Annotated in this window: 14 protein-coding genes; 10 read left to right on the forward strand and 4 right to left on the reverse strand. The window is 75.0% G+C overall.

What is annotated here, in order from left to right:
* Positions 1-24 precede the first annotated feature (24 nt).
* Both ACI8AP_RS15600 and ACI8AP_RS15605 read left to right on the forward strand, forming a co-directional pair.
* Positions 25-1,527 carry a glycerol-3-phosphate dehydrogenase/oxidase gene (locus ACI8AP_RS15600; RefSeq protein WP_456590275.1) on the forward strand — a complete coding sequence of 501 codons (1,503 nt, stop codon included), beginning with the start codon at positions 25-27 and terminating at the stop codon, positions 1,525-1,527.
* Positions 1,528-1,675: 148 nt separating this feature from the next.
* A complete protein-coding gene (locus tag ACI8AP_RS15605; RefSeq protein ID WP_456590276.1) occupies positions 1,676-2,470 on the forward strand; it encodes a class I SAM-dependent methyltransferase in 795 nt (264 codons plus the stop codon).
* A 3-nt stretch (positions 2,471-2,473) separates the two neighbouring features.
* Here ACI8AP_RS15605 and ACI8AP_RS15610 read toward each other — a convergent pair whose 3' ends face one another.
* Positions 2,474-3,556: an FUSC family protein gene (locus ACI8AP_RS15610; protein ID WP_456590277.1), complete on the reverse strand. Its 1,083-nt coding sequence runs from the start codon at positions 3,554-3,556 to the stop codon at positions 2,474-2,476.
* A gap of 186 nt (positions 3,557-3,742) precedes the next feature.
* On the opposite strand from ACI8AP_RS15610, the gene ACI8AP_RS15615 reads away from it, so the two are divergent.
* From ACI8AP_RS15615 to ACI8AP_RS15630, 4 genes are read left to right on the forward strand one after another with little or no spacing between them, the layout of a single operon-like run.
* The gene (locus ACI8AP_RS15615) at positions 3,743-4,417 is read left to right on the forward strand and encodes an ABC transporter permease (protein WP_456590278.1); all 675 of its coding nucleotides are present in this window, start codon (positions 3,743-3,745) and stop codon (positions 4,415-4,417) included.
* The gene (locus ACI8AP_RS15620; RefSeq protein WP_456590279.1) at positions 4,410-5,597 is read left to right on the forward strand and encodes an ABC transporter ATP-binding protein; all 1,188 of its coding nucleotides are present in this window, start codon (positions 4,410-4,412) and stop codon (positions 5,595-5,597) included. The genes ACI8AP_RS15615 and ACI8AP_RS15620 overlap by 8 nt, the downstream gene beginning before the upstream one ends.
* Positions 5,594-6,415, forward strand: coding sequence for an ABC transporter permease (locus ACI8AP_RS15625; RefSeq protein WP_456590280.1), 822 nt, complete (start codon positions 5,594-5,596; stop codon positions 6,413-6,415). The genes ACI8AP_RS15620 and ACI8AP_RS15625 overlap by 4 nt, the downstream gene beginning before the upstream one ends.
* A complete protein-coding gene (locus ACI8AP_RS15630; protein ID WP_456590281.1) occupies positions 6,415-7,404 on the forward strand; it encodes a glycine betaine ABC transporter substrate-binding protein in 990 nt (329 codons plus the stop codon). The genes ACI8AP_RS15625 and ACI8AP_RS15630 overlap by 1 nt, the downstream gene beginning before the upstream one ends.
* Positions 7,405-7,470: 66 nt before the next feature.
* On the opposite strand, the gene ACI8AP_RS15635 is transcribed toward ACI8AP_RS15630, so the two are convergent.
* Positions 7,471-8,223: a MerR family transcriptional regulator gene (locus tag ACI8AP_RS15635; protein ID WP_456590282.1), complete on the reverse strand. Its 753-nt coding sequence runs from the start codon at positions 8,221-8,223 to the stop codon at positions 7,471-7,473.
* A 219-nt stretch (positions 8,224-8,442) separates the two neighbouring features.
* On the opposite strand from ACI8AP_RS15635, the gene ACI8AP_RS15640 reads away from it, so the two are divergent.
* Genes ACI8AP_RS15640 through ACI8AP_RS15650 form a run of 3 tightly spaced genes read left to right on the forward strand, consistent with a single transcriptional unit; the run spans position 8,443 to position 10,734 of the window.
* Positions 8,443-9,168 carry a class I SAM-dependent methyltransferase gene (locus ACI8AP_RS15640; RefSeq protein ID WP_456590283.1) on the forward strand — a complete coding sequence of 242 codons (726 nt, stop codon included), beginning with the start codon at positions 8,443-8,445 and terminating at the stop codon, positions 9,166-9,168.
* 38 nt (positions 9,169-9,206) lie between these two features.
* Positions 9,207-9,836, forward strand: a complete 630-nt coding sequence (locus ACI8AP_RS15645) for a DinB family protein (protein ID WP_456590284.1) — start codon at positions 9,207-9,209, stop codon at positions 9,834-9,836.
* A 10-nt stretch (positions 9,837-9,846) separates the two neighbouring features.
* Positions 9,847-10,734: a haloalkane dehalogenase gene (locus tag ACI8AP_RS15650; RefSeq protein WP_456590285.1), complete on the forward strand. Its 888-nt coding sequence runs from the start codon at positions 9,847-9,849 to the stop codon at positions 10,732-10,734.
* A gap of 16 nt (positions 10,735-10,750) precedes the next feature.
* On the opposite strand, the gene ACI8AP_RS15655 is transcribed toward ACI8AP_RS15650, so the two are convergent.
* The gene (locus tag ACI8AP_RS15655) at positions 10,751-11,116 is read right to left on the reverse strand and encodes a hypothetical protein (protein WP_456590286.1); all 366 of its coding nucleotides are present in this window, start codon (positions 11,114-11,116) and stop codon (positions 10,751-10,753) included.
* A gap of 79 nt (positions 11,117-11,195) precedes the next feature.
* Here ACI8AP_RS15655 and ACI8AP_RS15660 point away from each other — a divergent pair, with 79 nt between their 5' ends.
* Entirely contained in the window at positions 11,196-11,753 is a 558-nt protein-coding gene (locus ACI8AP_RS15660; protein ID WP_456590287.1) for a TetR/AcrR family transcriptional regulator, read from the forward strand.
* Here the strand turns inward: ACI8AP_RS15660 and ACI8AP_RS15665 are convergent.
* Positions 11,746-12,342, reverse strand: coding sequence for a TMEM165/GDT1 family protein (locus ACI8AP_RS15665; RefSeq protein WP_456590288.1), 597 nt, complete (start codon positions 12,340-12,342; stop codon positions 11,746-11,748). The two genes, ACI8AP_RS15660 and ACI8AP_RS15665, sit on opposite strands and share 8 nt — an antisense overlap.
* Positions 12,343-12,428 lie beyond the last annotated feature (86 nt).

Raw genomic sequence — 12,428 nt, forward strand, 5'->3', positions numbered from 1 at the left:
GGTGCCGCAGCGCTGGACAGCCAGGTGATCGGCTCCCTGTCACCCGCTCGGCGGGCCCGGGACCTCGCGGAGGTGGCCGGCGCGACCGTCGACCTGGTGGTGGTCGGCGGGGGTGTGACCGGCGCCGGGGTGGCGCTGGACGCCGCGTCGCGCGGCCTCTCGGTGCTCCTGTGCGAGCGCACCGACCTGGCGGCGGGCACCAGCCGGTGGTCGTCGAAGCTCGTGCACGGCGGCCTGCGCTACCTGGCGCACGGGGAGATCGGGCTGGCGCGGGAGAGCGCCCGCGAGCGCGCCGTCCTCATGCGCGCGACGGCGCCGCACCTGGTGCGCCCGCTGCCGTTCCTCGTGCCCGACGCGGCCGGCCGCGACGTCACCGCCCTCGCCGGGCTCGGCGGGCGGCTCGGTGACGCGGTGCGCTTCTCGGTGCCCGGCGGCCGGGGCTCGCTGCCCCCGACCCGGCGCGTGGACGCCGCCGACGTCGGCCGGCTGGTGCCCGGGGTGCGGGCCGGGGGCGGTGGCGTCGTCTTCTGGGACGGGCAGCTGACCGACGACGCGCGCCTCGTCGTCGCCCTGGCCCGGACGGCGGCCGCGCACGGGGCGCGGGTGCTGACCGGCGCGACCGTGACCGGCGTCGACGGCGCCGACGTGCACGTCACCACCGACGAGGGGTCGCTGACCGTGCGGGCCGGCGCGGTGGTCAACGCGGCCGGGGTGTGGGCGCAGCGCCTGGCGCCGCGGCTCCGGCTCGTGCCCTCGCGCGGTTCGCACCTGGTGGTGCCGGGCGTGCGGCTGGGCTCGCCGGCGGCGGCGCTGACCGTGCCGCTGCCCGGGTCCCGGTCGCGGTACGTCTTCGCGCTGCCGCAGCCCGACGGGCTGGTGTACCTCGGGCTCACCGACGAGCCGGTGGAGGGCCCGGTGCCCGACGACGACGCGGTGCCCTCCGACGCCGAGGTGCGGCTGCTGCTGGACACGGTGAACCAGGTGCTCGCCGAGCCGCTGACGGCTGCGGACCTGGTGGGCGCCTACTCCGGTTACCGGCCGCTGGTGCTGCCCGAATCCGCCGGCACCGGGCCGGGGGACAGCACCGCCGACCTCTCCCGGAAGCACCTGCTCGCCTGGGACGGACCGGTCCTCTCCGTGGTCGGCGGGAAGCTGACCACCTACCGGGCGATGGCGCAGGAGACCGTCGACGCCGTGGTCAGCCGCCTGGAGCGGGGCGCGACCCGCTCGGTCACGGCCCGACTGCCGCTGGTCGGAGCGGCGCCGCGGGTGGCCCTGGACCGGGTGGCCGCCCCGGCCCGACTGGTCGCCCGGTACGGCACCGAGGCGCCGGCGGTCGAGGCGCTCGGCCCGGCGCTCGTGGTGGCCGGGCGGCCGGAGACGGTGGGGGAGCTGCGCTTCGCCGTCCGCCACGAGGGCGCCCGGAGCGTCGCCGACCTGCTCGACCGCCGCACCCGCATCGGTCTGGTGGCGGCCGACCGCGAGCGGGCGGTGCCGGTGGCCCTGCAGGTGCTCGCCGAGGGCTGATCCGGCGGGGACGCGCTCGGGGGGTCCTGCGCGTGGTCCGGGGGTGCTGCACGACCCAGGGAGCGCGAAGAGCACTCCCGGAGCGGGCGCCGTCTCGCGCATTGGGAACGCTGTTTCGCAGAGTGGGACCACGGTGCACGATGCGGGCGTGGACACCTACACGCACGGGCACGGCGAGCCGGTGCTGCAGTCCCACCGCTGGCGCACGGCGGAGAACTCGGCGGGCTACCTGCTGCCGGCGCTGCGCCGGGGCCTCGACCTGCTCGACGTCGGTTGCGGCCCGGGGACGATCACGGTCGACCTCGCCGCGCGGGTGGCGCCCGGCCGCGTCCTGGGGCTCGACGTCTCACCGGAGCCGCTCGACGAGGCGCAGGCGTTCGCCGCCCGCGCCGGCGTGGCGGTGACCTTCGCCGTCGGCGACGTCTACTCCCTCGACCTGCCCGACGCCTCGTTCGACGTCGTCCACGCCCACCAGGTGCTCCAGCACCTCACCGACCCGGTGGCCGCGCTGCGGGAGATGGCGCGGGTCTGCCGGCCGGGTGGGCTGATCGCCGTGCGCGACGTCGACTACGCCGCCACCACCTGGTTCCCCGCCGACGACGGGCTGGACCGCTGGCTGGCGCTCTACCAGCAGGTCGCCCGGGGCAACGGAGCCGAGCCCGACGCCGGGCGCCGGCTGGTGGGCTGGGCGCACGCCGCCGGGCTGCGGGACCTCACGGCGTCTGCGTCGGCGTGGTGCTTCGCGACCCCGGCCGAGCGGGAGTGGTGGGGCACCTCGTGGGCGGGGCGGGCGACGGCGTCGTCCTTCGCCGAGCAGGCGCTGGCCTACGGGCTGGCGACGCCCGAGGAGCTGCAGCGGATCGCCGACGCGTGGCTGCGCTGGGCCGGCGCGGACGACGGCTGGCTGGGCATGCTGCACGGCGAGCTCCTCGTCCGCGTCTGAGGCTCACGCCGCGGCGCGCAGGCCGTCCTGCGCGCCGAGCGCCGAGAGGCTGCGGCGGACCCCGACGGCGACCGCGCCGAGGGCGAAGAAGCCCTCGTCGTCGGAGACCGTGCTGCTCCGGACGAGGCCCACCAGCCGGTGCAGCGCGCCGACGGCGCGGGCCAGCCGGGCGTCGCGCTCACCGGGCGCCGTCCCCTCGCCGGCGCGGAGCACGTCGGCGAGCCCGTCCAGGGCCTCGGCGAGCACCCAGCCGGTCCCGGCGTCGGCGTGGTCGATGCCGCGCCGGTGCGGGTGGAACTCGACGACCAGCGAGGTGAGGTCGTCGACGAGCACCGCGACGCGGTCGACCGCACGGGACTCGGCGCGGATGCTCTCGGCCCGCCCCTTCCAGCGGCGGGCCCGGGGGTTGGCGAGGCGGGCCCGGTCGACCTGGCGCTCGGCGGCGCGCATGCGGTCCAGCGCGCCGTCCAGCCGGCGGTTGCGCTCGGTCCATTCGCCCGGATCGGGGACCTGCCCCTCGCGCAACGTCCCGGCCATGTCGGAGAGGTGCTCGGCGAGGACGGCGCGGGTGGCGGCGATCCGATCGACGGCCTGGGTGAGCTGCAGGGGTGGGAAGAGCACGGCGGTGACCAGGACGCCGATGGCGGCGCCGACCAGCGTCAGGCCGGCGTACCGCAGGACGTAGGGCCCGGGCTGACCGGCCCCGACGGTGATCATCAGGACCGCGGCGAAGCTGACCCAGGCGGCCTGGTCCCGCAGGAGGCGACGCCACTGCTCGACCCCGATGGCCAGGGCGACGATCAGCGCGATCGTCAGGGCGTCCGGGACGGTCCGGGTCAGCTCGTACACGGCGTAGGCCAGGGCGAAGCCCATGAGCATCGCGAGGACGCTGCGCCACGCCGCGCTCGCCGAGTCGGCGATCGTCGGGTGGACGGCGATCACCGCGCCGAGCGGGGCGTAGTAGGCGTACTCCGACAGCAGCGGCGGCAGCATCACCGCCACCTGCCAGGCCAGCCCCGCAGCGACCGCTGCCCGCACCCCTCGCTGCGCCGCCGGGCGGTGCAGCCACACCCATACGGCCCTCATCCCGCCCAGGATGACCGGTGCCGCGGCTCGGGCGCGCGCCGGGTCCCGGGGCGCGGCACGGCGCCGCCGGACGGGGTGACGCCGACCTGACCGGGCGCCCGGGGAGCGGCAGCCGCTACCGTCATGGGGAACTGCCGCGCGCCGGTGCAGGTCGCGGTGCGCAGACGAGGAACGACGACGAGCCCGATGACGACGTCGGGCGGGGAAGGCGTTGCCGCGATGTGGGAGTACGTGACCGAGCGTGCCGATCTCATCGCCTTCCAGGCCTTCCAGCACGTCAGCCTGGTGGTCCAGTGCGTGCTCCTCGGCTCGCTGATCGCCGTCGCGCTGGCGGTGCTGGTCTACCGGAACCCGACCGCGACGTCGGCTGCCAACGGGTTCTCCGCCGTGGGCCTGACCATCCCCTCGTTCGCGCTGCTGGGGATCCTGCTGGCGCCGTTCGGGTTCGGCATCACGCCCGCGGTCATCGCGATCACCTTCTACGCGGCGCTGCCGGTGCTGCGCAACGCGGTCGTGGGGCTGGCCGGGGTCGACCGGTCGCTGGTCGAGTCGGCCCGCGGCATCGGGATGAGTCGGGTCCGCACCCTGCTGCGGGTCGAGCTGCCGCTGGCCTGGCCGGTCATCCTCGCGGGCATCCGGGTGTCCACCCAGATGGTCATGGGCATCGCCGCGATCGCCGCCTACGTGCTGGGCCCCGGGCTCGGCGGCTTCATCTTCTCCGGGCTGTCCCGGCTCGGCGGGGCCAACGCCCTCAACTCCACGCTCACCGGGACGATCGCGATCGTCCTGCTGGCGCTCGTCCTCGACCTGCTGCTGGTGCTGGCCGGCCGGCTGACCACCCCCAGGGGGATCCGTGTCTGAGACCCTGCCCGCTCCGACGTCCGCTGCCGGGTCCGGCAGCGACCGGCACATCAGTGGTGTGCCGATCCGGCTGGAGGGCGTGACCAAGCGCTATCCCGGTCAGGAGGTCCCCGCCGTCGACGACGTGACCCTGGAGATCGCCGCCGGGGAGACGGTCATGTTCGTCGGCCCGTCCGGCTGCGGGAAGACCACGCTGCTCAAGATGATCAACCGGCTGATCGAGCCGACCGGCGGGCGCATCCACCTCGGTGACGAGGACGTCACCGACCAGCAGCCCGACCAGCTGCGCCGGCGGATCGGCTACGTCATCCAGGCCGGTGGGCTGTTCCCGCACATGACGGTGGCGACCAACATCGGCCTGGTCCCGAAGATGCTCAAGTGGGACGACGCCCGGGTCACCGCGCGGGTCGACGAGCTGCTCGACCTGGTGGGCCTGGACCCCGACCAGTACCGCGACCGCTACCCGCGCGAGCTCTCCGGTGGCCAGCAGCAGCGGGTGGGAGTCGCCCGCGCCCTGGCCGCGGACCCGCCGGTGCTGCTGATGGACGAGCCGTTCGGCGCCGTCGACCCCATCACCCGGCAGCGCCTGCAGGACGAGCTGATCCGCATCCAGGAGGAGCTGGGCAAGACGATCGTCTTCGTCACCCACGACTTCGACGAGGCGGTGAAGCTCGGCGACAAGATCGTCGTCTTCGACGTCGGCGCCCGGGTGGTGCAGTACGACACCCCCGAGCGGATCCTGGCCGAGCCGGCCGAGGAGTACGTCGCCGACTTCGTCGGCGCCGGCGCCACCTTGAAGCAGCTCACCCTGACCAGGGTGGGCGACGTGGAGCTCGAGCGGCCGACGACGGCGACCGTCGGCTCGGACTCCGCGACCGCGGTGGCGGCGGCGCGGGCGGCCGGCGACGACTACGTGGTGGTGCTCGACCAGCGGGGGCGGCCGCTCAGCTGGCCCACGCTGGCCGAGCTCGAGCGGACCAGGACCGTGCCGGGCACCGTCGACGAGCGGCTCCCCGTGGTCGGGCTCCGCTCGACCCTCAACGACGCGCTGGACGCGATGCTGGCGGCCAGCCAGGGCGGCGTCGTCGTCACCGGGCGCCGGGACGCGCTGGCCGGCGTGATGGCCGTCGAGGCCGTGATGGCGGCCATCCAGCGCACCCGGAGCGGGGCGAACCGGTGACCGCCTCCACCGGGCTCCGCCCGGACGGGACGCCCGACCCGACCGCCCCCGAGCCCGCGACCCAGGCGGCCGACGAGCGCTCGGCGAGGGCCGACGCCGGCGGCTGGCGGGCTCTGCTGTGGCAGCCGGTCATGCTCGCGGTCGCGGTGCTGGCCTTCGTCGTCTGGCGGCTGACCGCCGACCTCAGCGAGACCGAGTCCCGCCAGCTGGGCTGGGACGCGCTGTCCCGGACCATCGTGCAGCACCTCCAGCTCACCGCGGCCTCCGCGGTCATCGTGCTGGTCATCGCGATCCCGCTCGGCGTGGCGCTCACCCGGGGCGGGATGCGGCGGTTCAGCCCGCTGATCATCGGCGTGGCCAACACCGGGCAGGCGGCCCCCGCCATCGGCCTGCTGGTCCTGCTGGCCGCCTGGGGCGGCTTCGGCTTCCGGACGGCGGTGATCGGGCTGGTGGTCTACGCGGCGCTGCCCGTCCTGCGCAACACCATGGTCGGCATCCAGGGCGTCGACGCCCGGCTGGTGGAGGCCGGCCGGGGCATGGGGATGAGCGCCCTGGCGGTGCTGCTCCGCGTGGAGCTCCCGCTGGCCGTGCCGGTGCTGCTGGCCGGCGTGCGGACCGCGCTCGTGCTCCTCGTCGGCACCGCGACGCTGGCGACCTTCATCAACGGCGGCGGGCTGGGGCTGCTGATCACGACCGGGATCAACCTGTCGCTCGACGCCCTGCTGATCAGCGGGGCGGTGCTGGTCGCCCTGCTGGCACTGGCCATCGACTGGCTGGGCCGTGTCGTGGAGCACGTCGCCCGGCCGAAGGGACTCTGATGCGCCCGCGCCCGCCCGCCGGACTCGTCGCACTGGTCGTCGCGGGCTGCCTGGCGACCAGCGGCTGCGGTCTCCAGGCGGCCACGCAGTACACCCCGCCGTCGGCACCCGGCAGCATCGAACCGATCGACGGCGCCGAGGGCGCCGAGATCGTCGTGGGCGCCAAGAACTTCACCGAGCAGCTGATCCTCGGCAAGATCGCGGTGATCGCGCTGCAGGTCGCCGGCTTCGAGGTCGTGGACCGGACCAACATCCCCGGCTCCGTCCCCGCCCGACAGGGCATGGTCGACGGCGACATCGACATGGAGTGGGAGTACACCGGCACGGCCTGGCTCTCCTACCTCGGCGAGGCGGAGCCGATCCCCGACCCGCAGGAGCAGTGGGCGGCGGTGCGGGACGCCGACGCGGCCAACGGCCTGACGTGGCTGCCGCCGGCCGAGGCGAACAACACCTACGCCTTCGCCGTCCGCAGCGAGGCGGTGCCCGAGCTGGGCGGCATCTCCACCCTCTCCGGGATCGCCGAGCTCCCGGTCGAGGAGCGGACGTTCTGCGTGGAGTCGGAGTTCGCCAGCCGCAACGACGGCCTGGCCCCGATGCTGGAGACCTACGGCATCCCGCTCGGGGACCCGCAGGGCGTGCCGCGGGACAACATCCGCATCCTGGACACCGGGGCGGTGTACGAGGCCACCGACGACGGGCTGTGCAACTTCGGCGAGGTGTTCACCACCGACGGCCGCATCCCCGCCCTGGACCTCACCGTGCTCGAGGACGACCGGCAGTTCTTCCCGGCCTACAACATCTCCCCGGTCGTGCTGACCGAGACCCTCGAGGAGCACCCCGAGCTGGCCGACATCTTCGGCCGGATCACCCCGCTGCTGACCGACGAGGTGCTGCAGGTGCTCAACGCGCGGGTCGACGTCGACGGGGAGGAGCCCGCCGACGTCGCGCTGGACTGGATGGTCTCCGAGGGGCTGGTCACCCGCGGGTGACCCCCGGGCGTGTGCGCCGGTGCCCGGTTCCGGTGCGGGAAACCGGGCGCCGGCGCACATGCCTGCTCAGCCCTGGCGCGCGGCGTTCGCCTGGACGGCGGCGCTCACGTACTGCGCCAGGCCGGGCGCGATCCGCTCGTAGTACGCGGTGAACCGCTCGTCCTCCACGTACATCCGGCCGATCCCGGCGTGCATCTCCGGCGGGCAGTCGTAGAAGTTCCGGCTGATCTGCTGCCGGTGCTCCTCGGCGAGGTCCATCGCCCGCTCCGAGTCCGCGGGCACGCCGGCGGTGAGCGCCTCGGCGAACCGGCGCTCGACGTCGTCGGACTCCGCCTTCACCCGCAGCCAGTCGTCCTTGGTCATGGCGCGCGTCCGCTGCTGCGACTGCGCCCACGCCTCGGTGTCGCCCCACTTCTCCTCGGCCTCGGCGGCGTACTCCTCCGGCAGCCAGTCGCCGAACACCTCGAACCGCTCCTCCGGGGTCAACGAGATCCCCATGGCACGTGCCTCCATCTCCTTCTCGACGGCCGCGACCATCGCCGACGTCCGTTCCAGCCGGTCCCGCAGCAGCCGGTGCTGCCGGCGCAGGTGCTCCACGGGATCGGCGGACGGGTCGTCGAGCAGCGTCGCGACCTCCTCGAGGGGGAACCCGAGCTCGCGGTAGAGCAGCACCTGGTGCAGCCGCTCTAGATCGGCCGGCGCGTACTGCCGGTAGCCGGCCGACGTCCGTCCCGACGGCGACAGCAGGCCGATCCGGTCGTAGTGGTGCAACGTGCGCACCGTGACGCCGGCCAGCGCCGCGACCTCACCCACGTTCATCGGGTCCTCCCTTCTCCTGACACGTTGCAGGCAACAGCCTGACGTCGCGTCAGGGTCAAGCCCGTTCATGGACGACGTGGTGGCCACGACCCGTCGAGTGTCACGAACTCGTGGCCATCAGGCGCTGATGACCACGAGTTCGTCGCACTCGGCGCGGTTGCCGGGCCTCGCGGCCGGGGCCGGCCTCCCGAGGACGGGGCGCCGCCTAGGGTCGACCCGGTGAGCGAGGAACCGCGCGGCTGGGGCGCGCCGTTGCACGAGGCCGTCCTCGACGCCACCGGCGTGGGCCGCGGCACCCGCGTGCTCGACCTGGGCTGCGGCACCGGGCTGTTCGCGCGGGCGGCGGCCGACCGCGGCGCCCGGGTGACCGGCGTCGACCTCGACGCGGATGCCGTCGCGCAGGCCGCGGCGGAGGTGCCCGGCGGGACCTTCCTGGTGCGGCACGCGCAGGACCCGCCGCCCGGGCCGTTCGACGTGGTGGCCGCCGTGCAGCTGCTGATGCACGTCGCCGACCCGGTCGCGGTGCTGCGCCGGGCCGGGCGCGTCGGCGGCGTCGTCGCCGCGACGGTGTGGGGGCGGGACCGGGAGTGCGAGCTGCGCGTGCTGCAGCAGGCCCTGGCGCCCGGCCGCCCGGCGCGGACGCCGGCGGTGAGCGAGCCGGCCCGGCTGCGGGCGATGGCGGAGCGGGCCGGGCTGGTGGTCGAGCAGCTGCACGAGGTGCTCGTGCCCTTCGACTACGCCGACGCCGACGAGCTGCTCGTCCCGCTCCTGGCGACCCCGCTGGGCCGCGCCGCCACGCGGCAGGCCGGGCCGGACGTCGTGCGCGACACCGTGCTCGAGCACCTGGAGCCCTACCGCACGGGTGAGGACGGCTACCGGCTGCACAACCTGTTCCGGGTGCTCGTCGCCCGGCCGGGCGACGGGAGCATGCAGAGCCGGTCGTAGCGGTCCGATTCGTCACCCTGCTGCGGCAGGGTGCCGGCATGGAGACGACCGACCCGGACCAGAAGACCGTCCTGCACACCTACCTGCGGCAAGGGTGCGACGACCTCCTCGCCAAGCTGGACGGGCTCGACGAGTACGCCGTCCGCCGGCCGCTGACGCCGACCGGCACCAACCTGCTCGGCCTGCTCAAGCACGTCGCGTACGTGCAGCTGGGCTACTTCGGCGAGGTGCTCGGCCGGCCGAGCGGCCGGGCCTACCCGTGGGACGGCGACGGGGAGGACGACGCCGACATGTGGGCCACCGCCGAGGAGTCCCGTGCGGAGATCATCGAGCTCTACCGGTTCTCGGCCGCGCACGCGGACGCGACGATCGACGCGCTACCGCTCGACGCCGTGGGGGAGGTTCCCTGGTGGTCGGAGGAGAGACGGCGCCCCACGCTGCACACCCTCCTGGTCCACGTGGCGGCCGAGGTCGCCCGGCATGCCGGCCACGCCGACATCCTCCGCGAGACGCTGGACGGCGCGGCAGGGCTGAGCGCGGGCAACGCCAACCTGCCCGAGCGCACCGCGGAGGAGTGGGCCACCTACCGGGGTCGCATCGAGGCCGCCGCGCGCGCGGCGGCGGCCAGGTCCGGTGGTTCCGGAGGTGGTCCCGCCGCCGCGGGGTGAGGATCGCCGCATGGCTGACGAGATCTCACCCGACGACCCGTTCCCGCGCACCCGGATCTCCGTGAAGGGCGCCGAGATGGCGTACGTGGACGTCGGCACCGGGGAATCGATCGTCTTCCTGCACGGCAACCCGACGTCGTCCTACCTGTGGCGCAACGTCATCCCGCACGTGCAGCACCTCGGCCGCTGCATCGCCCCCGACCTCATCGGCATGGGGCAGTCGGACAAGCTCCCCGACCCGGGCCCCGGCACGTACTCGTTCGAGACGCACGCCGCGTACCTGGAGGAGTTCCTCGACCGCGTCTTCGTCGGCGACCGCGTCACCCTCGTCCTGCACGACTGGGGCTCGGGGCTCGGCTTCGACTGGGCCGAACGCCACCAGGACCGGGTCCGCGGCATCGCCTTCACCGAGGCGATCGTCACGCCGATGACCTGGGACGACTGGCCCGCCGACGCCCGCAAGATCTTCCAGCTCATGCGGAGCGCGGACGGCGAGGCGGCGGTGCTGGACAAGAACGTGTTCGTCGAGCGGATCCTGCCGGCGTCGGTGGCCCGCGGGCTGACGCCGGAGGCGCACGAGGTCTACCGGGCGCCGTTCCGCGAGCGCGCGGACCGCTGGCCGACCCTGGAGTGGCCGCGGTCGATCCCGCTCGACGGCGAGCCCGCGGCCGTGGTGGAGCGGGTCGAGCGGTACGGGGCGTGGCTCGCGAGCAGCGACGTCCCGAAGCTGTTCATCGACGCCGACCCGGGATCGATCCTGGTCGGCCGCCAGCGGGAGGTGGTGCGCAGCTGGCCGGCGCTGACCGAGGTGACCGTCGCGGGCAGCCACTTCGTGCCGGAGGACTCGCCGCACGAGATCGGCCGCGCGGTGGCGGACTGGATCCCGACCCTGGGCTAGTCGCCACGGCCGCGCGTCACCGGGTGGCCACCTCCGGCGCGGCGCCCTCGACGCCGGGCTCCCGCGTGACCTCGGCGACCGCCAGGCGCTCGCGCCAGTCCCGCATGGCGGAGCGGTGCGGCTCGGCGATCGCGTAGGCGCGCGCCGCCGCGGCGTCGTCCCACCACGAGACGGTGCGGAAGCGCCGGGCCAGCGGCTCGGCCTGCAGCCGTACCGACCGGGCGCCCGGGGCGGCGACGGCCTGCCGGTGGACGGCGAGCGAGGTGCGCACGAAGGCGGGCACGTCGCGCAGTCGCCGCAGTCGCAGCTCGGTGCGGACGACGACGCCCGGGCCCGGACGTCGGTCGGGGGCGGTCCAAATGAGATCGGGGATCAGCGGCACGGTGGTCTCCTCGCTCGGCGCCAGCTTTACAGCTGTAAAGCACGGTAGCCGCCCTCTTTACAGCTGTAAAGTGCCGCTCGTGCCCCGAGACCTGCGCGCCGATCTGGTGACCGCCGCGACGACGCTGCTGGAGCGAGAGGGGTCGCTCGCCGCGGTCAGCCTGCGGGCCGTGGCCCGGGAGGCGGGGGTCAGCGCGCCAGCCGTCTACGGTCACTTCGCCGACCTCGAGGCGCTGCTGGGTGCCGTCCTGGACGAGGGGTTCGAGCAGCTGCGCGCGGCGGTGCTGGCCGCCGTCGACGCCGAATCCGACCCCGCGCGCCGGCTGCTCGCCGGGTGTCGGGCCTACGTGCTGGCCGGGCTGGCCGCGCCGGCCCGCTACCGGGCGATGTTCGGCCCGCGGAGGGTCGCCAGCGGGCAACGGGCCTTCGCCGTCCTGGTGGGCGGCGTCGAGGCGTGCATGGCCGCGGGGCGCTCCCGCAGCCGCGACCCGCACCAGGAGGCGACGCTGGTGTGGACGGCGCTGCACGGCGTCGTCACGTTGCGGTCCGCGGCGCCGGAGGTGGGCTGGCCCGACCTCGATGCCCAACTGACGGCGCTCGTCGAGCGGCTGGCGCTGCTGGCGCCCCCGGTCAGCTGAGCGCCCGGACCGTCTCCACGACCGCGACCACGGCGAACACGAGGAACAGCCCCGCCGCGACCCGGCGGATCAGCGCGATCGGCAGCCGGTCGGCCAGCTTCTTGCCGAGGAAGACGGCGAGGCCGGAGACCACCAAGAGCGCGGCCCACGCGCCGACGAAGACCGACAGCGGCGCCTCGTAGCGCGCGGCCAGCCCCGCGGTCGCCAGCTGGGAGAGGTCGCCCCACTCGGCGGCGAACAGCACGCCGAAGGAGATCGCCGCCGCCCGCAGGAACGACGTCGGCTCGCGGCCGTCGGCGGCCGCTCCGGCGTCCTCCGCCTCGCCGGTCGCGCTGCGCCAGAGGATCACCGCCCCCACCAGGAACAGCAGCGCGACGACGCCGCTCACCAGCGCCTCCGGCAGCAGGGAGAGCAGCGAGCCCGCGGTGACGGCGATCGCCACCTGCAGGCCGAACGCGGTGGCGACGCCCACGAACACCGGCAGCGGGGGGAACCGGGTGGCGAGCACCAGGCTGGCGAACAGGGTCTTGTCGGGCAGCTCGACCGGGAGCACCAGGACGAACGCGGCCAGCACGACCGACCAGATCACGACGAGCCCTCCTCCGCGGCACTGCCGGGCGGAGCTCGGGCAGGCGACCTTCTCAGCGGCCAACGGTAGCGGCCGCCGGATGGGGC

This window comes from Blastococcus sp. SYSU DS1021, assembly GCF_054050995.1.